Genomic DNA, 18,276 nt, shown 5'->3' on the forward strand with positions numbered 1-18,276 from the left:
GTTAAGAGGCGGCCCCTGCGCCCGTCCATCACGGGCCAGGGCCGGACCCCTTCGGCAACGGCTATGCGGCGGCGAGCTGCCTGGCCAGCGCCCAAATGACCAGCACGTCGACGGCGATCAGCACCAGCGCCCAGAACGGGTAGATCGACACGAACAGGAAGTTGTCCAGGATGCTGATCGCCGCCAGCACGAGGCCGGCGAGAAAGGCCCAGGGCTTCCCGACGACTATGCCGAGGCCCGCGATCACCACCAGCACCCCGATGGTCAGGTGGATCCAGCCCCATGCGGCGACATCGATCAGGAACACCTGATCCTCGGTCACCACGAAGACCTCGCGGCCGCTGATCGCCGCGACGGCCGTCAGCAGGTGCAGCACACCGGCGACGAGGATGAGCACGCCTGCGAAGATCGTCATGTCGCCGAGTACCGGACGGGTGGTGATCGGACTGGTCATAACACTCACTCCTTCCAAACGCGTGGGACACCCTCGGCCCAACGTAGCCGCTCGCCGGGGCCGATCGGCGCAGGTGAGCGGCGGGTCAGCACCGCATCCGCCCGGTATCGCGGGCCGGATCGGCCACCGAGCGCCCGGTGACGTCCGGCACGGTCCACCTCCAAGCAATCCCGTGAATCGGTGAATCGGTACGCCCGGCAACGCTTTCGCGGCCCGGTGAAGGCGAGCGTCCGTACCTGTGTGCCGGGCAGTCGGCACCTCGGTCCTGGCTACGGAGGAAGGAATAGGCAAACATTCAGCGACCGATTCGGTCATCGGCACCGGTGTGGTCACCCCCGGACGCGTGCCGCACAATAGGGGGCCGCGCGCGGCGCGTCCCGGCGTTCTTACGCATGCAGGACGCGTGTCGCGGCGACACAAGGTGTTGTGCTACGCGGACATGTCACCCCCAAGGAGTAGTGTTCCGAGGGGAGACATTCCGTGACGGCAGCGTGCTCGGGAAGGGCGTGGAGGCAGGATGAAACTGATCGATCGGGTATCGGCCATCAACTGGAATCGGGTGCCCGACGAAAAGGACGCCGAGGTCTGGGACCGGCTGACCGGCAACTTCTGGCTGCCGGAAAAGGTGCCGGTCTCCAACGACATTCCGTCGTGGAACACCCTCACCGCCGACGAGAAGCAGCTCACCATGCGGGTCTTCACCGGCCTGACCCTGCTGGACACCATCCAGGGCACGGTCGGCGCGGTGAGCCTGATCCCCGACGCGCTGACCCCGCACGAGGAGGCGGTGCTGACCAACATCGCGTTCATGGAGTCGGTGCACGCCAAGAGCTACAGCTCGATCTTCTCCACGCTGTGCTCCACCCGCGAGATCGATGAGGCGTTCCGCTGGTCGGAGGAGAACCGCAACCTCCAGCGCAAGGCCGAGATCGTGCTGGGGTACTACAACGGCGAGGATCCGCTCAAGCGCAAGGTCGCCTCGACGCTGCTGGAGAGCTTCCTGTTCTACTCCGGCTTCTACCTGCCGATGCACTGGTCGTCGCGGGCCAAGCTGACCAACACCGCCGACATGATCCGATTGATCATCCGGGACGAAGCGGTGCACGGTTACTACATCGGCTACAAGTATCAGAAGGGCCTCGAGCTGGTCTCCCAGGCCGAGCGCGAGGAGCTCAAGAACTACACCTTCGAGCTGCTGTTCGAGCTCTACGACAACGAGGTCGAGTACACCCAGGACCTCTACGACGAGGTGGGCCTCACCGAGGACGTCAAGAAGTTCCTCCGCTACAACGCCAACAAGGCGCTGATGAACCTCGGCTACGAGGGCCTGTTCCCCAAGGACGAAACCGAGGTGAACCCCGCCATCCTCTCGGCGCTGTCCCCCAACGCCGACGAGAACCACGACTTCTTCTCCGGCTCGGGCTCGAGCTACGTCATCGGCAAGGCGGTCAACACCGAGGACGAAGACTGGGAGTTCTGAACTCCGCCGCTACGGCTACGGCTCGAGGCGATCGGTCCCTCGGATCGCCTCGTCCGGGCCGGATGCCGGAACAGCGCCTTCCAGTCGCCGCCGCAGGTCTGAGGCCGATGCCTCTGCCCTTCAGATCCCCAGCACCAACTTGGCCGTCGTGAAGTAGATGATCAGGCCGGTGGCGTCGACCAGGGTGGTGACCATCGGGGCGGAGACGACTGCCGGGTCGATGCGCAGTTTCTTGGCCAGCAGCGGCATGGTGCCGCCGATGGTGGCCGCCCAGCCGCAGATCAGGATCAGGGTGATGCCGACGACCAAGGCGATCCGCGGGCCGACGAACACCGCGCCGATCGCCAGGCCCACCGAGGCCAGCAGCGAGCCCAGCACCAGGCCGACCCGGCATTCCCGCCAGATCACCTTCAACAGGTCCGACGCCCGGACCTCACCGACCGCCACCGCGCGCACGCAGGCGGTGGCGGCTTGCGCGCCCGCGTTCCCGCCCGCGCCGATCAGCAGTGGGATGAACAGCGCCAGGTGCGCGGCCTGCTGCAAGGTGCCCTCGAAGAAATCGGTCACACTCACCGTGAGGGTCGCGGCGAACAGCAACAGCAGCAGCCACAACGCGCGGTAGCGGGCCAGCTGGAACACCCCGGCGGCCATGTAGTGGCCCTCCCACGGCGCGGAACCCGCTTGCAGCGCGACGTCCTCGCTGTCGGCGGCCTCGATCACCTCCACCGCGTCGTCGATGGTGAGCAACCCGACCAACCGGTCCTCACTGTCCACCACCGGAAGGTTGATGTCGTTGGTCTCGCGCATCAACCGGGCGGCCTTCTCCGCCGAATCGGTGGCGCGCGCGAAGGCGGGCTCGGTGACCACCAGCTCCGACACCATCGTCTCGGGCTTGCTGAGTACCAGCTCCCGCAGTTCGACGATCCCGGTCAGCCGCCTGCCCGCGTCGACCACGGGCAGGGTGTACACCGTCTCGGCGTTGCCGCCCTTGGTCCGCACCATGCCGAGCGCTTCGGCCACCGTGAGGTTGCGCGGCAGCGCCACCACCTCCGGCGTCATGTACTGCCCCGCCGAGCCCTCCGGGTAGCCCAGCAGGCTCGCGGTCATCCGCCGCTCGCGCGGACTCAGCCCGGCCAGCGCCTTCTTGGCCACCTTGGCGGGCGCCTCGCGCAACATGCGGGCGCGGTCGTCGGGCGCCATGCCCTCGACCAGGTCGCGGAAGCTCTGGTCACGCAGCCCTTGCAGGATCTGCTGCTGGTCGACCGGCTCGAGCTCCTCGAACACGGCCAGCGCCAGGTCTTTGTCGAGCAGGCGGAACGCCATCCCGGCTCGTACCGCGTCCATGCGGGCGAGCTGGTCGGCGATGACGTGCGGCGGATGGTTGCCGAGCCAGTCCAGCGCGGCGTCCACGCGGCGGGATTCGACGACGTCCTGCAGGGATTCGGACAGCGTCGGACGTACTTCGATGATGTCGGTCTGCGACATGAGAGGACCTCAGCACATGCGTGAGTGAACAGAGAGCTCGAAATTCACACCGCGGGCGCCGGCCCCTGCCGTCGCGACCTGACTAGGAATGCGAAGGGGCGGCGCCGCGCGGCCTTCGACTGGGAGGTTCGCTGCGCATCGCTACCCCACCTCCCTCTCGTCGTCGCCGCGGATCTCGGATATCCGCACCATTCGGATCAACATCTCGCGGACGCGGAAACGTCCTCGTGCAGCTTACATCGCTTCGGGGACGATGATCACCATACGACACCGCGCTGTGACCGAAGCCGCTGCGCACCGTCGGGAATCGGGCATCCGACGATGCCGCCCGCACCGGACGACGTGACAGCCACTGGGCGGCGCGACGGTGGCCGACTCGTCCGGCCGCGGCACGAAAGGCGGCAGCGTGACCACGCGCGAGAACCAGGGACGGAATCTGGCGCCGCTGAAGCAGCGCGGCCCGCATTCCTGACCGAACCCCGCGCGGTCGTCCACTGCCCATCTCCCCCGCCGTGTGTCGCCGGACGCCGAGCGTCGAATCGCACGTGAGAGCGGACAGCGGGACCAGCCGAGCCGTCCTCGAGGCGTTCGGGCCGGTCTCACACCGCCGCCACAAGAATCCTGTTGCGAGAGTGGATTTCACCACCTTTGTCATACTCCGACGGATGTCCGGTCGGTCGGGTTTACTTCCTTTTCATGTCTGCCACTTCTTCCGTCGCCAGCGGGCAACCCCCGATGGCCGCGGGCCGCCTCCGCAACACCAAACGCTTTGTAACCGATCCGATTACGTTTCTCTCCGACTCCATGACTCGGCACGGCGACGTCTTTCGGTTCCAGCTGATCACCGGGGACATGGTCGGGATCACCCATCCCCACCACATCAAGTACATCTTGCAGGAACGCATGGCCAACTTCACCCGCGAGACCCAGATGTACGGCATCATCGAACCGTTCGTGGGGCGCGGGCTGGCGACCATCGCCGACCACAGCCGGTGGCGACGCAACCGCCGCCTCGTCCAACCCGCCTTTCACCACAAGAGGATCAACGCGCTCAGCGAGATCATGGTCGCCGAGATCGAGTCCATGTGCGACGAATGGGCCGAACATGCCCACGCCGGACGATGGATCGACATCGGCGAGCAGATGAGCCACCTCACATTGCGGATCGTGGTGCGGGCGCTGTTCGGACTGGATCCCCACGGCCCGGAGGTCAGCGGCTTCTCCCGCGCGACGCAGAAGGTGAATGCCGAATTGGGCAAGTTCGTGCGAATGCCCCTGGTACCACTGAAGTTTCCGACGCCGAGTCACCGACGCTTCTGGCGCGCTATTGCCGAGATGGATGCCATCGTCTACAAGGTGATCGACAAGTTGCGCGACACCGACAACGATGGCCTGCTATCCATGCTCATCAACGCCACAGACGCCGATACCGACGAGAGCCTCACCGACCGGGAGCTGCGCGACGAGGTCGTCACCATGCTCTTCGCTGGTCACGAGACCAGCGCCTCGGCCATGACGTCAGCCATGCTACTGCTGCAACTGCATCCGGAAGTGCGGCGGCAGCTGCGCGATGAGGTTGACGCCGCGTTGTCCGGTGGGCACGCCACCATGAGCGACTTGCCCGCACTGCCCTACAGCAAGCAGGTGCTGGAGGAGGTGCTGCGGCTCAAGCCACCGGCATGGATGGGACAACGTCGTGCCGCCGAGGACGACGAGATCGGGGGCTACCACATTCCGGCAGGCACTCCGCTGATGTTCAGCTATTACCATGCACACCGGAATCCCGAGTGCTGGGACCAGCCGGACACCTTCGACCCGGACCGCTTCACCGCCGACGCGATCGCCGCCCGTGACCGGAACGTGTATCTGCCCTTCGGTGCGGGCGGGCACCTCTGCATCGGCAACGCGTTCGCGATGATGGAGATGCAACTCGCGCTCGCGACCATCATGCGACGGTTCGAGTTCGCCATCGAGAACCCAGACCTCACCCCGACTTCCGCGCTGACCCTCAACACCAAGTTCCCGGTCATTGCGACGCTGACCGAACGGACGACATGATCGGCTGACCGGTTACCATCATCGGTGCTCGCCGTGCATCGAGCGGATGAGTAATCACTCTGGGGACGGGCTGCCGGGACACAGCGTTCACCGCTTATGGGCGACCGCGCTCCAGCGATTCACTTGCGAGTCGAGCCATGCCGGTGACTCGGCCTGCGGGCGCCACTGGTCGGCGACGACGATTCCCGGGTCCGGGAGCGGCCCACGGGCTGCCGATCGATAGCACCACCACTTCCGACTGCGATGGGTGCACGAATTCCGGGCACACACCGGACTACGAGCGCACCGGCGGTGTCGGATCGGTCGTCTCGAGCACGGCGCGCTCCACATCGTCCCAGGTCGCGACGTGGCGCACCCAGCCGGGAATCGGCTCCGGCTGCACGCCGAACAGCAACCGGTACGGCACCAGATCGCACAGCGCCCGGTGCACGTCGAGGCGATCGTCGATCATGTGCGTGATGCCGAGTTCGGCGCAGTGCACCGCCTTGTCCGCCCGCGCGCGGCAGAAGCGCACGTTCTCGCGTGCGATCCCGGTCCGGTCGTAGAAGTCGTGGTGATCGAGCCACTGGCGGGTGCGCTGCTCGATCCGGGGGCCGCATTTGGAAATGACCCAGGCGCGCCCCTCGAAGCGCCGGACCAGACGTGGCAGGACTTCGAAAGCGCCTGTGGTGGGCGGCGTACGCAGCGCCTCTTCGAGTCCGCCGGAGAGGAATACCGTGTCCTCGTCGCCCGGCGCCATGGCTGCCCCTTGGATGACCCGGCCGAAATCGACGCCGAGTCGAGGTTGCCTTTCTTCGTTCGAGTGTCTTCTCACTTCGTTCATACGGTTCCAGCGTGCGGCAATCGCACCGTCTTCCGCCAGCGGATTTTTCCGCTGGCAGTACTCGGTGGCATGGCGACCTGGCCTGTGACGATCCGGTTGTAGGGCGGGCCTCGGTGGAGAGCGCATTCCTGGCCGAATTCGATGCGTCGAGCGCCGAACGGTTGCCCAGGAGCCGCGGACTGGGAACAGTGAGGTACGGAGGCTGCGGCGTTCGCCGCGGCGGGTACACACGGAGGAGATTTTCGTGCGCTTCGGCATCTTCATTCCGCAGGGTTGGCGGCTCGATCTGGTGGGCATCGACCCGGCGGACCAGTGGGGGGTGATGCGAGACCTCGCCCAGCGCGCCGACGCGAACCCGGCGTGGGAATCGCTGTGGGTCTACGACCACTTCCACACCGTCCCGGTCCCCACCGAAGAGGCGACGCACGAAGCATGGACGCTGATGTCGGCGTTCGCCGCGGCCACCGCACGCGTCCGCCTGGGCCAGATGTGTACCGCGATCAGCTACCGCAACCCGGCCTACCTGGCCAAGGTCGCCGCGACGGTCGACCTGATCTCCGGCGGCCGCGTCGAGATGGGCATCGGCGGTGGCTGGTACGAACACGAATGGCGCGCCTACGGCTACGGCTTCCCGTCCGCGGGCGAACGACTGGGCCGTCTCGACGAAGGTGTGCAGATCTTCCGGCAGGCATGGACGACGGGCTCGGCCACACTCGACGGCAAGCACTACCAGGTCGACGGCGCCATCGTGCGTCCGTTCCCCTTGCAGGAGAACGGAATTCCGCTCTGGATCGCGGGAGGCGGCGAGAAGAAGACACTGCGCATCGCCGCGAAATACGCGCAGTACACCAATTTCAGCGGTAATCCCGAGGAGTTCACCCGCAAGTCCGACATCCTGCGCACCCACTGCGCGGAGGTCGGCACCGACTTCGACGCCATCGTGCGCACGTCGAACTTCAACGTCGCGATCGGTTCGACGCAGGCCGAAGTCGAGGAGCGCCTCGCGACCCTGGCCGCGCGCCTGACCCCTTTCATCGGCGCCGACGGAGCCAAGACCCACATCGACGACGTCTACCGCGGCTCCGCCGCCGTCGGCACCCCCGAGCAGATCATCGAAAACCTCGGCCAGGTCCGAGCTCTCGGCCTCGGCTACGCCATCCTCAACTTCCCCGAATCCGCCTACGACACCTCCGGCATCGAACTCTTCGAACGCGAAGTGATCCCGGCACTGAGCTGACCCACCACGGGGCAGGTCCCTCGAGCGGCCGAGCCCTCGAATTCCTGCCCCTGCAGAACCTCGAAGCCCAGCTCACCGCTTACCCACCACCGACGGAGCGAGTCTTACGAGCGACCGTTCGCGGCCGTCTCGCGCCCGAGCAACCGAAGCGCATGCGCCGTAGGCGCGAGTCTCGGTTGCTCGGGCGCGAGACATAAGGGGCCGCGAACACGCAGCGCCGCAGGCGCTGCCGAACAAACAGAGTTCACCGCTTTCGGCCGACCGCGCTCCAGCAGTTCACTTGCGCGTCGAGCCATGCCGGTGACTCGGTCGCCGGGCGCCACTGGTTGGCGACGACGACTCCCGGGTCCAGCAGTTCCAATCCGGTGAAGAATTGGGCGAATTCGTCCCGTGTGCGCGCTTGGGCGTAGACCCCGCTCTGCCGGTACACGGCGAGGGCGTCGGACATGATCTCCGGTTCGAGGTCGGCGGTGATATGCGAAACCACGAGGAACGAACCCGGGGCAAGGGCGTCCAGCAATGTCTCGACGATTGCGTAGGGTTTGTGCTCGTCGGACAGGAAATGCAGCACGGCCACCAGGCTCAGTGCTACCGGGCGCTTCAGGTCCAGGGTGTCGAGGAGTGCGGGCGCGGACAGGATCGCCGCGGGAGCTTTCAGGTCGGCATCGACGTAGGCGGTGCGTCCCTCCGGGGTGCCGGTGAGCAGCGCACGGGCGTGGCTCAACACGATCGGGTCGTTGTCCACGTAGACCACACGCGCAGCGGGCTGCGGCGCCTGGGCCACCTGGTGCAGGTTCGGCTCGGTGGGGATGCCGGTGCCGATGTCGAGGAACTGTGTCACGCCCAGCGCGGTGAGGGCGTTCACCGCGCGGTGCATGAACAGCCGGTTCTGCCGAGCCGCGACACGGGCGGTGGGAAACGCCGCGACCACCTTCTCGGCCGCGTCCCGATCCGCCTGGTAATGGTCTTTCCCACCCAGGACGTAGTCGTATATTCGGGCGCTGCTCGGCACGCTCGGGTCGTGAATCGGCCGGTGCGGCGCTGCGTCGCCGCCGAGATCGGTCATCGTCGTTCCTATCGCTGCCAGATCGCTTCTGCGCCAGCATATTCCAGAAGCGATCCGGGCACTGCCGCAGCGACGGCAACTACAGCATGCAGGAAACGCAACCCTCGACTTCGGTTCCCTCCAGGGCCATCTGGCGCAGCCGGATGTAGTAGAGGGTCTTGATGCCCTTGCGCCAGGCGTAGATCTGGGCGCGGTTGAGGTCGCGGGTGGTGGCGGAGTCCTTGAAGAACAGCGTCAGCGACAGACCCTGGTCCACGTGCTGGGTGGCCGCGGCGTAGGTGTCGATGATCTTCTCGTAGCCGATCTCGTAGGCGTCCTCGTAGTACTCGAGGTTGTCGTTGGTCATGTAGGGCGCCGGGTAGTAGACCCGCCCGATCTTGCCTTCCTTGCGGATCTCGATCTTCGACGCCACCGGGTGGATGGAGCTGGTGGAGTGGTTGATGTAGGAGATCGACCCGGTCGGCGGCACCGCCTGCAGGTTCTGGTTGTAGATGCCGTGTGCCATGACCGAGGCCTTCAGCTCCCGCCAGTCCTCCTGGGTCGGGATGTGCACGCCCGCGTCGGCGAACAGTTGCCGGACGCGATCGGTCTTCGGCTCCCACGCCTGATCGGTGTACCTGTCGAAGTACTCGCCGCTGGCGTACTTCGATTCGGGGAAACCGCCGAAGTACGTGCCGCGCTCGATCGCGATCCGGTTCGACGCCCGGATCGCGTGGTAGACCACGGTGTAGAAGTAGATGTTGGTGAAGTCGATGCCTTCTTCGGACCCGTAGTGGACCCGTTCCCGCGCCAGATAGCCGTGCAGATTCATCTGCCCGAGGCCGATGGCGTGCGAGGTGTTGTTGCCCTGCTCGATGGACGGCACCGAGTAGATGTGGGTCTGGTCCGATACCGCGGTCAGCGCCCGGATGGCCACCTCGATGGTCTGCGCGAAGTCGGGTGAGTCCATCGTCTTGGCGATGTTCAGCGACCCGAGGTTGCAGGAGATGTCCTTGCCCACCTTGGCGTAGGACAGGTCGTCGTTGAATTCCGAGGGCGTGGAGACCTGCAGGATCTCCGAGCACAGGTTGGAGTGGGTGATCTTGCCCGCGATCGGGTTCGCGCGGTTCACCGTGTCCTCGAACATGATGTACGGGTAGCCGGACTCGAACTGCAGCTCGGCGATGGTCTGGAAGAACTCGCGCGCCTTGATCTTCGACTTGCGGATGCGCTTGTCGTCGACCATCTCGTAGTACTTCTCGGTGACGTCGATGTCGGCGAACGGCTTGCCGTAGATGCGCTCGACGTCGTAGGGCGAGAACAGGTACATGTCCTCGTTCTTCTTGGCCAGCTCGAAGGTGATGTCCGGGATGACCACGCCCAGCGAGAGGGTCTTGATGCGGATCTTCTCGTCCGCGTTCTCCCGCTTGGTGTCCAGGAACCGGTAGATGTCCGGGTGGTGCGCGTGCAGGTAGACCGCGCCCGCGCCCTGACGCGCGCCGAGCTGGTTGGCGTAGGAGAAGGAGTCCTCGAGCAGCTTCATGATCGGGATGACGCCCGAGCTCTGGTTCTCGATCTTCTTGATCGGCGCGCCGTGCTCGCGGATGTTGCTCAGCAGCAACGCGACCCCGCCGCCGCGCTTGGACAGCTGCAGCGCGGAGTTGATCGAGCGCCCGATGGACTCCATGTTGTCCTCGATGCGCAGCAGGAAGCACGACACCGGCTCGCCGCGCTGCTTCTTGCCCGAGTTCAGGAAGGTCGGGGTGGCCGGCTGGAAACGGCCGTCGATGATCTCGTCGACCAGCTTGCCCGCCAGCTCTTCGTCACCGGCGGCGAGCGTGAGCGCGACCATGCACACCCGGTCCTCGAACCGCTCCAGGTAGCGCTTGCCGTCGAAGGTCTTCAGCGTGTACGAGGTGTAGTACTTGAAGGCGCCGAGGAAGGTCGGGAACCGGAACTTCTTGGCGTAGGCCCGCTTGAACAGCTTCTTGATGAACTCGCGGCTGTACTGGTCGAGAACCTCTGCCTCGTAGTAGTTCTCGTCGACCAGGTAGTCCAGCTTCTCGTCCAGGTTGTGGAAGAAGACGGTGTTCTGATTGACGTGCTGCAGGAAGTACTGGTTGGCGGCCTCACGGTCCTTGTCGAACTGGATCTCGCCGTCCGGACCGTACAGGTTCAGCATGGCGTTGAGGGCGTGGTAGTCGAGGACCTCGCCCGCTTCGGCGCCGCGGACCGGGGGCTGCTCTAAGCGAGCTGTTTTTCCGGCCGGTGCTGTCGTTGCTGTTGCCAAAACAATCCCAATCCCTCTCGGACGCGTTCGACGTCCTCAGCGGTTCCCATGAGTTCGAAGCGATACAGGTACGGCACGCCGCACTTGCGTGCGATCAGCTCGCCCGCATAGCAGAAGGTGTCGCCGAAGTTCGTGTTCCCCGCCGCGATGACGCCACGCAACAGCGCCCGGTTGTGCGGATCGTTGAGGAACTTCGCGACCTGCCGCGGTACGAAATCTTTGTCGGAACGGTCGCCCCCGAGCACGTGCCGACCGCCCCCATAGGTGGGGACGATCAGCACGTACGGATCGTCTACGCGCAGCGAGTCGGCGGTGTGCAGTGGTATGCGAGTCGCCGGGAGACCCAGCTTCTCGACGAAGCGATGCGTGTTCTCCGAAGCGCTGGAGAAGTAGACCAGCGCCGTCGTGTCCGGCATGGTCGCCTTCCTCTCTCGCCGAGCGCCGCGGCGCTCGCCCTTCGGATGAACCTGAAGCGGTGGAAGCGCCTCAGGCCGCCACTGTCGCGAGCGACTTGATCCGGTCGGGACGGAAACCCGACCAGTGATCGTCCCCCGCCACCACGACCGGCGCCTGCAAGTACCCGAGGGCCATGACGTAGTCACGCGCCTCGTCGTTCTCCGAGATGTCGATGACCTCGTAGTCCACCCCGGCCTTGTCGAGGGCCTTGTAGGTGGCGTTGCACTGGACGCAAGCGGGCTTGGTGTACACAGTGACGGTCAATTGATGTCCCTCTCTCCTTGTGCCTGATCCACAGCCTGAGATCCCTATGCCGATCGTTTCGAGCGACCTGCAAGCAGTCGCTGGCGATGCACGATCACGTATGCTGCGCAAACTCCTGGAGCCGGACTCGAATCCCCTGATCAGCCACGCGTGACCGACTCCTAGCGAGGGGGGCCTCTCGCCGTCTTCCAGTAGCGAAGACACTACACCTAGTGGCCGACAGATTCCTACAACACGACATGTAGCGAGTCACATTGATGAAATTCCATCGAGAGAAGTACCAGGACGCTCGATTCACCCCCGGATCAAACAGTGGCGCAGATCACTGTTCAGCGTGTCAGCATACTTTCAGCAAACCATCTGGCAAGCGAAGAGGGCCACCGCTGCGCGCGCAGCGATGACCCTCGTTCGAGACCGGAGATGGAGCTTACACCGACGCCAATTCGCCGCGCGTGGCCTCGACCAGTTCGCGCACGGTACCGGCCAACTGGGTCAGCGCCTCGGCGTCGTCACGCGGATGCCCGGCGCCGAACCGCTCGCCGACGACCCCGAAGTGCAGATGCGCGGACTCGACCACCTGCGCGCCCGCCACACCGAGCGCCTTCACCGCGTCACCGTGCGCCCACTGCGCCGCGTTCGGGCTGATCGACGCGCTCACCACTGCAGCGGGCTTGCCCTTGATGGCGCCCGCGCCGTACGGGCGGGAAGCCCAGTCGATCGCGTTCTTCAGCACCGCCGACAGCGTGCCGTTGTACTCCGGCGTCACGACCAGCAGGCCGTCCGCCTCGGCGACCGCGTCGCGCAGCGCCTGGGCGGCCGCTGGAACGGCGCCGGGGACATCGATGTCCTCGTTGTAGAACGGGATGTCGGCGAGTCCGTCATAGAGGGTGACCTCGACACCTTCCGGCGCGGTATGCGCGGCGGCCTCGGCGAGCCGCCGGTTGACCGAGGCGGCACGCAGGCTGCCGACGAGTGCGAGAACGCGGGTCCGACTCCCGGCTTCGCCGGAGTCAACGGACGCTGGGTTGACGATTTGCTCGCTTCGCTCACTCATGACGACTCCTGGTGTACTGAATGGTGTGGTGTCCTTACGTTCACCACACACTAACCGGACCACGGTCCGAATACTTCCCGCGGAGTCTGCGTGAGCGCTGTGAACTACCCCACACACGACGCGTCCGGCCCGCGCCGACTGCTCGACGTCGGCGCGCCGCTGCTCGGCACGTCGGAGCCCGCCGAGCGCGCCGACGCGGCGCGCAACCGCCGACTGCTGCTGGACGCGGCGCAGCAGCTGGTGCGGGAGCAGGGCGTGGACAGCCTCACCATGGACGCGCTGGCCAAACGCGCCGGAGTCGGCAAGGGGACGGTGTTCCGCCGGTTCGGCAGCCGGTCCGGCCTGATGCTCGCGCTGCTGGACCACTCGGAACGGAAGTACCAGGAGTCGTTCATCTTCGGACCACCGCCGCTGGGTCCCGGCGCACCCCCGGTGGAACGGCTGGTCGCGTTCGGGCGGGCCCGGCTCTTGGACATCGAAGTGGAAGGCGAACTGCATCGCGCCGCCGAACTCGGCGAGGCCGGTGACCGCTATTCCGGCGGGCCGTACGGATTGCTGCGCGCGCACGTCGTGATGCTGTTGCGGCAGGCCGACGCGCCCGGTGACCTCCTGCTGGTCGCCGACTGGCTGCTGGCGATGCTGGGCGCGGCGCTGATCATGCACCAGATGCAGGTTCTCGGCTATACCCGAGAGCAGATCGGCGACAACTGGGAGAGCGTCGTTCGGCGCGTTGTCGCCCGGTGATCGGCCAGTAGACTCGGGCGCCATGGGGAATCTGCGCGAACAGATCATCAGTGAATTGGGCGTCCTGCCGAGCATCGAACCGAAAGACGAGGTGCGCCGCCGGGTCGATTTCCTCAAGGATTATCTGAACGCCACTCCCGCACGAGGTTTCGTCCTCGGCATCAGCGGGGGGCAGGACAGCGCGCTCGCCGGCCGGCTGTGCCAGCTCGCGGTCGAGGAACTGCGCGCCGACGGCGTGGACGCGACCTTTCTCGCCGTCCGGCTGCCCTACGGCGTGCAGGCCGACGAGGCCGATGCGCGGACCGCGCTGGCCTTCGTCCAGCCCGATCGGCAAGTGGTGGTGAACGTCCGCCCCAGCGCGAACGCGGCGGCCGCCGAGGCGGCGTCCGGGTTGCAGGTGGACAACCTGCGCGACTTCGTGCGCGGCAACATCAAAGCCCGCGAACGCATGGTGATCCAGTACGCGCTGGCCGGGCAGGAGAACCTGCTCGTCGTCGGCACCGACCACGCGGCCGAGGCGGTCACCGGTTTCTTCACCAAGTACGGCGACGGCGGCGTCGACCTGACCCCGCTGACCGGTCTCACCAAGCGTCAGGGCGCGGCACTGCTGCAGGAACTCGGCGCGCCCGCCGGCATCTGGTCCAAGGTGCCCACCGCCGATCTGGAGGACGACCGGCCCGCCCTGCCCGACGAGGAGGCGCTCGGCCTGCGCTACAGCGAGATCGACGACTACTTGGAGGGCAAGGAGGTCACTCCCGAGGTCGCCGAGCGGCTGGAGAAGATCTTCCGCGACACCCGCCACAAGCGCACCGTCCCGGTGACTCCGCTGGACACCTGGTGGCGCTGAGCGCCTAGACCGGCGCGCATTCCGCGAGACGGCGCGCCAGGAACCGCCGCACCTGATCGTTGCCCGCGAGTTCCAGCGCCGCCCGGTAGTTCCGCGCGGCCTCCCGCTGACGACCGCTGCGCCGCAGCAGATCGGCGCGGGTCGCGGGAATCACGTGCGACCCGGTCAGCCGCGGGTCGCGGGCGATCTCGTCGAGGGCGGCCAAGCCCGCGTCGAACCCCCGGGAAAACCCCACGGCCACGGCGCGGTTCACCGACACGGCGGGCGACGGGGTGAGCCGCAGCAGCTCGTCGTACCCGGCGACGATCGCGTGCCAATCGGTCCGCGCCCAGCTCGGCGCCGTGGCGTGCGCGGCGGCGATGCGCGCCTGCACCAGGTACGGGCCCGCGCCGTCGGTTTCGGCGGACCGCAGGCACGCCAGTCCCGCCCGGATCATCGCGCGGTCCCACCGGGACCGATCCTGCTCCTCCAGCGGTACCGATTCCCCGTCGGCGCGCCGCCGCTGCTCCCTACGGCTGTCCTGCAACAGCATCAGCGCCAGCAACGCGCGCGCCTCGGACTCGTGCGGCAGCAACCGGCACAGCAACCTGCCGAGCCGGATCGCCTCGTCGCACAGTTCGTCGCGCACCGCGGTGGGTCCCGCTGTGGCGGAATACCCTTCGGTGAACACCAGATACACGCACGCCAGCACACCGGGCACCCGCTCGGGCATCAGGTGCGCGGGCGGCACCCGCAACGGTATGCCCGCCTGGCGGATCTTCGCCTTCGCGCGCGTGAGCCGCTGCGCGACCGTGTGTTCCGGTTGCAGGAAGGCCCGCGCGATCTCGGCGGTCCGCAACCCGCACACCAGGCGCAGCGTCAGAGCCACCTGCGCGGGCCGCGCCAGTGCCGGGTGGCAGCAGGCGAAGATCATCCGCAACTGGTCGTCCGGCACCGCGGACACCTCGTCCTCCTCGTTCGGCGCCCGGGTGCGGACCGCGTCGTATTCCTTGGCCGCCCGCACCGATTCGCGCCGCAGCCGGTCCAGCGCCCGATTGCGGGCGGCCGTGGTGATCCACGCGCCGGGGTTCGACGGCAGCCCGCGCTCGGGCCAGGTGCGCACGGCGTCGGCGAACGCCTCCTGCACGGCGTCCTCGGCCAGTCCGATGTCGCCGACCGTCCTGGCCACCGTCGCCAGCGCCCGGCCGAACTCGGCGCGGTAGACGGCGTCGATCGTCGCGGCCGGGCTCGTCCGCACCGTCAGTCGCCCAGATCCACGACCCGGCGCAGCTCGGTGCGCCCGCGCTCGCCGAGCGGGATGGCCGACGCGATCTGGGCCGCCTGCTCGCGGTCCGGCGCGGCGAACAGGTACAGCCCGTCGACCACCTCGGCCAGTTCCGCGAACGGCCCGTCGGTGAGCAGCACTTTCCCGTCGCGCACCCGGACCGTGGTCGCCGAAGACGGCGGTTGCAGCGCCCCGCCGCCGCGGAGGGCCGCCGCGTACTTCTCGCCGAAGCGCTGGTGCTCGGCGACCGCGGCGTCCCACTCCGGAGCGTCCGGCGCGATCACCGCGTCCGGTGCCTCCCACAGCAGCGCCAGCCACCAATCCGCGCGGGGGGTGTCGTGCGGCGACCACATCACCATGGGACGCACCTCGACCGCTCCGTCCTCGGCCGCGGGCACCCGGCGCGCCAGCCGGATGGCTTCATCCAGGTCGGCGGCCTCGAAGACGTAGAACCCGCCCACCACCTCGGCCTGCTCCGCGAACGGGCCGTCGGTGACGAGCACTTGCCCGCCCGCGCGCCGGATGTGCAGCGCGTCGGCGGAGGGGAACAGCGCCACACCGCCCGCGACCGCGGCGGCCTCACGCTCCTCGAACGCCGCGTACTTCGCCACCTCGGCGTCGAACTCCGGTGTGCCCGGCCGCACGCCCGACCCGTCTTCGCGTCCTACCAGTGTCGCCAGGTAGTGCATAGCGTCATCCTTCCTCGCATCGAGGGGCTCGGATACCCCTTCTACTCGGACGACGAACCGCGTGGGCTGTTCTCTACACCCCTGCGAAAATTTCGCGTTGTCTCAGCAGACCAGCCCGCCTTCACCCGCCACTGTGGCGCGCAGAAGGTCCCGGACCAGCTCGAAATCGATCCGCTCCGGCGTTCGGAAACGGATGCAGCCTTTGCCCATGTCGTGCCCGGCCAGACGGTCGACGAAGGCCGCGCGGACGTCGGTGCGCAGCAAGCGCCTCGGCCAGGTAGCCGTCGACATCGCTCGCCTCGCTCTGCACCACGGCACGACTGTAGACCGCAATGCGGAGGGCCGCGGTCTATCCGCCCGCGAAAGGGGGCAAGACGTCGACGCGCGGGCTGAGCGCGGATGTGGGATCCCGGGTGAGTTCGTCGCCGATCAGGTACGCGCACACCGACAGCATCTTGTCCAGATCCGGACCGTAGGTCGCCGATAGGGCCGAACGCAGGTCGGCCACCGTGGCCCCGGCCGGTAAGTCCAGGGTTTCGCTGTCCTTGCCGACGGCGTCGGCGATGGCGGCGAAATAGCGGATCTCAACCACCGATGGCTCCCATCGTCCGCTCCGGGGGGACGAAGCCCTCGGCATCGATGCCGTGACCTGCCCACTTGTTCCACATCGCGCCGCGCCAGAGGGTCGCGACCTCCTCGTCGTCGGCGCCGGAGCGCAGCGCCTGGCGCAGATCGAACTCCTGGTCGCTGAACAGACAGGAGCGCAGCATGCCGTCGGCGGTGAGCCGCGTGCGGTCGCAGGTGTCGCAGAACTTGCGGGTCACCGTGGCGATGATGCCCACGGTGCCGGGGCCGCCGTCGACCAGCCACTTCTCCGCCGGAGCCGACGGATCGGCGCGGCCGACCTCGGTGAGGTCGAACCGGGTGCCGAGCACCTCGAGCAGTTCGGCGGCGGTGACCATGTTGGCGCGGGCCCACTCGTGGTCGGCGTCGAGCGGCATTTCCTCGATGAAACGCAGCTCGCAGCTCTCGTCCAGACACCAGCGCAGCAGATTCGCCGCGCCGGACAGGGTTTCGCGCATCAAGACGGCATTGACCTTGATCGGGGCCAGCCCCGCGGCACGGGCGGCGCGAATGCCCGCGAACACCGATTCGAGACGGTCGCGGCGCGTCAGCCGCGCGAAACCGGCCCGGTCGACGGTGTCCAGCGACACGTTCACTCGGTGCAGGCCCGCGGCGGCGAGGCCGAACGCGCGGTGCTCGAGCCCGATGCCGTTGGTCGTCATGGCCAGCGGGATGTGCGGCACCTCGGCATGGCAACCGGAGATGATGTGTTCCAGATCTCGGCGCATCAGCGGCTCACCCCCGGTGAAGCGAACCTCACGCACACCCAGATCGCGCACCGCGAGGCGCACCAGCCGCACGATCTCGTCCACTGTGAGCAGTTCGTGCCGGGGGATCTCCGGCAGCCCCTCCTCCGGCATGCAATAGGTACAGCGCAGCGAGCACTTCTCGGTGATGGATATGCGCAGGTCGCGGGCGACGCGTCCGAAACGATCCAGCAAGTGGGGGGTGTCGGGACGGCCGGCGAGCGAGGGACGCCCGGAACGCACGGCGGGAATCCCGATCTCGACCAGAGTCACACGTCCATTATGACCGCCTGTCCCGATTCGTCAGCGGGCGGAATACCCGTCCGCGGCTCACCGCGATCGCGAACCGGCGGTGAGGCGCCTGCCCGCGGCGCCGAGCGACCCGCTGGCGAACCGGCGCCCGGCGCCAGCGGCGGAAAACCGCTCCGATCGGGCGTTAGGCTGACTCGCATGAACCCTCGGCCCGCCGGCCTCTCGGCCAGGCCCGTCGACGACTACCGCGACAGCATCGAACAGCTGCTGCGGCCGCTTGCCGCGCGCGCGGTCGAGTCCGTCGCGGTGCCACGGGCGCTGGGCAGGCAGGTGGCCGAGGACGTCCGTTCGCCGATCGAGCTGCCGGTATTCCGCAACTCCGCGATGGACGGATACGCGGTGCGCGCGGCATCGGTGCTGGTCGCTCCGGTCACCCTGCCCTTGACCGGCGTGATCGCGGCGGG

At 67.3% G+C, this 18,276-nt stretch carries 18 protein-coding genes and 1 pseudogene; 6 read left to right on the forward strand and 13 right to left on the reverse strand.

Annotated elements, in window-relative coordinates; genetic code table 11:
- Nucleotides 1–61: 61 nt before the first annotated feature.
- The gene (locus ON19_RS21690) at nt 62–454 is read right to left on the reverse strand and encodes a DUF7144 family membrane protein (protein ID WP_043695868.1); all 393 of its coding nucleotides are present in this window, start codon (nt 452–454) and stop codon (nt 62–64) included.
- Between the two features lie 517 nt (nt 455–971).
- On the opposite strand from ON19_RS21690, the gene nrdF reads away from it, so the two are divergent.
- On the forward strand, nt 972–1,934 hold the full coding sequence (nrdF, locus tag ON19_RS21695) for a class 1b ribonucleoside-diphosphate reductase subunit beta (RefSeq protein WP_043695871.1): 963 nt from the start codon (nt 972–974) through the stop codon (nt 1,932–1,934).
- A gap of 120 nt (nt 1,935–2,054) precedes the next feature.
- On the opposite strand, the gene mgtE is transcribed toward nrdF, so the two are convergent.
- Nucleotides 2,055–3,419 (reverse strand): magnesium transporter, encoded by a 1,365-nt coding sequence (gene mgtE / locus ON19_RS21700; protein WP_043695874.1) that lies wholly within the window; start codon nt 3,417–3,419, stop codon nt 2,055–2,057.
- Between the two features lie 804 nt (nt 3,420–4,223).
- On the opposite strand from mgtE, the gene ON19_RS21705 reads away from it, so the two are divergent.
- Entirely contained in the window at nt 4,224–5,477 is a 1,254-nt protein-coding gene (locus ON19_RS21705; RefSeq protein WP_051169152.1) for a cytochrome P450, read from the forward strand.
- Between the two features lie 274 nt (nt 5,478–5,751).
- Here ON19_RS21705 and ON19_RS21710 read toward each other — a convergent pair whose 3' ends face one another.
- Entirely contained in the window at nt 5,752–6,216 is a 465-nt protein-coding gene (locus tag ON19_RS21710; protein WP_083899535.1) for a hypothetical protein, read from the reverse strand.
- Nucleotides 6,217–6,544: 328 nt separating this feature from the next.
- Between ON19_RS21710 and ON19_RS21715 the strand changes: the two genes are divergently transcribed.
- Complete coding sequence (locus tag ON19_RS21715; RefSeq protein ID WP_043695881.1) at nt 6,545–7,537, forward strand: LLM class F420-dependent oxidoreductase; 993 nt, start codon at nt 6,545–6,547, stop codon at nt 7,535–7,537.
- A 244-nt stretch (nt 7,538–7,781) separates the two neighbouring features.
- Here ON19_RS21715 and ON19_RS21720 read toward each other — a convergent pair whose 3' ends face one another.
- From ON19_RS21720 to ON19_RS21740, 5 genes are all read right to left on the reverse strand, one after another.
- Nucleotides 7,782–8,603 (reverse strand): SAM-dependent methyltransferase, encoded by an 822-nt coding sequence (locus ON19_RS21720; RefSeq protein ID WP_043695884.1) that lies wholly within the window; start codon nt 8,601–8,603, stop codon nt 7,782–7,784.
- A 79-nt stretch (nt 8,604–8,682) separates the two neighbouring features.
- Nucleotides 8,683–10,764 (reverse strand): class 1b ribonucleoside-diphosphate reductase subunit alpha, encoded by a 2,082-nt coding sequence (nrdE, locus tag ON19_RS21725; RefSeq protein ID WP_255218402.1) that lies wholly within the window; start codon nt 10,762–10,764, stop codon nt 8,683–8,685.
- Nucleotides 10,765–10,826: 62 nt separating this feature from the next.
- Nucleotides 10,827–11,288 (reverse strand): class Ib ribonucleoside-diphosphate reductase assembly flavoprotein NrdI, encoded by a 462-nt coding sequence (gene nrdI, locus ON19_RS21730; protein ID WP_043695890.1) that lies wholly within the window; start codon nt 11,286–11,288, stop codon nt 10,827–10,829.
- 70 nt (nt 11,289–11,358) lie between these two features.
- On the reverse strand, nt 11,359–11,592 hold the full coding sequence (locus tag ON19_RS21735) for a redoxin NrdH (RefSeq protein WP_039799742.1): 234 nt from the start codon (nt 11,590–11,592) through the stop codon (nt 11,359–11,361).
- A 427-nt stretch (nt 11,593–12,019) separates the two neighbouring features.
- On the reverse strand, nt 12,020–12,646 hold the full coding sequence (locus ON19_RS21740) for an NAD(P)H-dependent oxidoreductase (protein WP_051169153.1): 627 nt from the start codon (nt 12,644–12,646) through the stop codon (nt 12,020–12,022).
- A 138-nt stretch (nt 12,647–12,784) separates the two neighbouring features.
- On the opposite strand from ON19_RS21740, the gene ON19_RS21745 reads away from it, so the two are divergent.
- Both ON19_RS21745 and nadE read left to right on the forward strand, forming a co-directional pair.
- The gene (locus ON19_RS21745; protein ID WP_043695941.1) at nt 12,785–13,390 is read left to right on the forward strand and encodes a TetR/AcrR family transcriptional regulator; all 606 of its coding nucleotides are present in this window, start codon (nt 12,785–12,787) and stop codon (nt 13,388–13,390) included.
- A 22-nt stretch (nt 13,391–13,412) separates the two neighbouring features.
- Entirely contained in the window at nt 13,413–14,237 is an 825-nt protein-coding gene (gene nadE / locus ON19_RS21750) for an NAD(+) synthase (RefSeq protein ID WP_043695893.1), read from the forward strand.
- Nucleotides 14,238–14,241: 4 nt separating this feature from the next.
- Here the strand turns inward: nadE and ON19_RS21755 are convergent, their stop codons facing one another.
- The 5 genes from ON19_RS21755 to moaA all read right to left on the reverse strand — a co-directional run bounded on the left by ON19_RS21755 (nt 14,242) and on the right by moaA (nt 17,833).
- A complete protein-coding gene (locus ON19_RS21755) occupies nt 14,242–15,474 on the reverse strand; it encodes an RNA polymerase sigma factor (RefSeq protein WP_043695896.1) in 1,233 nt (410 codons plus the stop codon).
- Between the two features lie 2 nt (nt 15,475–15,476).
- Nucleotides 15,477–16,190 carry a YciI family protein gene (locus ON19_RS21760; RefSeq protein ID WP_043695898.1) on the reverse strand — a complete coding sequence of 238 codons (714 nt, stop codon included), beginning with the start codon at nt 16,188–16,190 and terminating at the stop codon, nt 15,477–15,479.
- Nucleotides 16,191–16,292: 102 nt separating this feature from the next.
- A complete protein-coding gene (locus ON19_RS42075; protein ID WP_218006460.1) occupies nt 16,293–16,481 on the reverse strand; it encodes a DUF1801 domain-containing protein in 189 nt (62 codons plus the stop codon).
- Nucleotides 16,482–16,539: 58 nt separating this feature from the next.
- Entirely contained in the window at nt 16,540–16,782 is a 243-nt protein-coding gene (locus ON19_RS21765) for a MoaD/ThiS family protein (RefSeq protein ID WP_043695901.1), read from the reverse strand.
- Nucleotides 16,775–17,833 (reverse strand): GTP 3',8-cyclase MoaA, encoded by a 1,059-nt coding sequence (moaA, locus tag ON19_RS21770; protein WP_043695904.1) that lies wholly within the window; start codon nt 17,831–17,833, stop codon nt 16,775–16,777. Before moaA ends, ON19_RS21765 begins: the two co-directional genes overlap by 8 nt.
- 177 nt (nt 17,834–18,010) lie before the next feature.
- On the opposite strand from moaA, the pseudogene ON19_RS21775 reads away from it, so the two are divergent.
- Nucleotides 18,011–18,276: pseudogene (locus ON19_RS21775) on the forward strand (molybdopterin molybdotransferase MoeA); the annotation flags it as partial.

Source organism: Nocardia abscessus NBRC 100374 (genome assembly GCF_000308455.1).
In the GTDB taxonomy this organism is placed as follows: Bacteria; Actinomycetota; Actinomycetes; order Mycobacteriales; family Mycobacteriaceae; genus Nocardia; species Nocardia abscessus.

Excerpts from the sequence above, each read along its gene's own strand:
- nadE (WP_043695893.1), top strand. The coding sequence starts at position 13,413 with ATGGGGAATCTGCGCGAACAGATCATCAGTGAATTGGGCGTCCTGCCG.
- ON19_RS21690 (WP_043695868.1), bottom strand. The coding sequence starts at position 454 with ATGACCAGTCCGATCACCACCCGTCCGGTACTCGGCGACATGACGATC.
- nrdF (WP_043695871.1), top strand. The coding sequence starts at position 972 with ATGAAACTGATCGATCGGGTATCGGCCATCAACTGGAATCGGGTGCCC.
- nrdI (WP_043695890.1), bottom strand. The coding sequence starts at position 11,288 with ATGCCGGACACGACGGCGCTGGTCTACTTCTCCAGCGCTTCGGAGAAC.
- ON19_RS42075 (WP_218006460.1), bottom strand. The coding sequence starts at position 16,481 with ATGTCGACGGCTACCTGGCCGAGGCGCTTGCTGCGCACCGACGTCCGC.
- ON19_RS21705 (WP_051169152.1), top strand. The coding sequence starts at position 4,224 with ATGACTCGGCACGGCGACGTCTTTCGGTTCCAGCTGATCACCGGGGAC.
- mgtE (WP_043695874.1), bottom strand. The coding sequence starts at position 3,419 with ATGTCGCAGACCGACATCATCGAAGTACGTCCGACGCTGTCCGAATCC.
- ON19_RS21710 (WP_083899535.1), bottom strand. The coding sequence starts at position 6,216 with ATGGCGCCGGGCGACGAGGACACGGTATTCCTCTCCGGCGGACTCGAA.
- nrdE (WP_255218402.1), bottom strand. The coding sequence starts at position 10,764 with ATGCTGAACCTGTACGGTCCGGACGGCGAGATCCAGTTCGACAAGGAC.
- ON19_RS21740 (WP_051169153.1), bottom strand. The coding sequence starts at position 12,646 with ATGAGTGAGCGAAGCGAGCAAATCGTCAACCCAGCGTCCGTTGACTCC.
- ON19_RS21720 (WP_043695884.1), bottom strand. The coding sequence starts at position 8,603 with ATGACCGATCTCGGCGGCGACGCAGCGCCGCACCGGCCGATTCACGAC.
- ON19_RS21760 (WP_043695898.1), bottom strand. The coding sequence starts at position 16,190 with ATGCACTACCTGGCGACACTGGTAGGACGCGAAGACGGGTCGGGCGTG.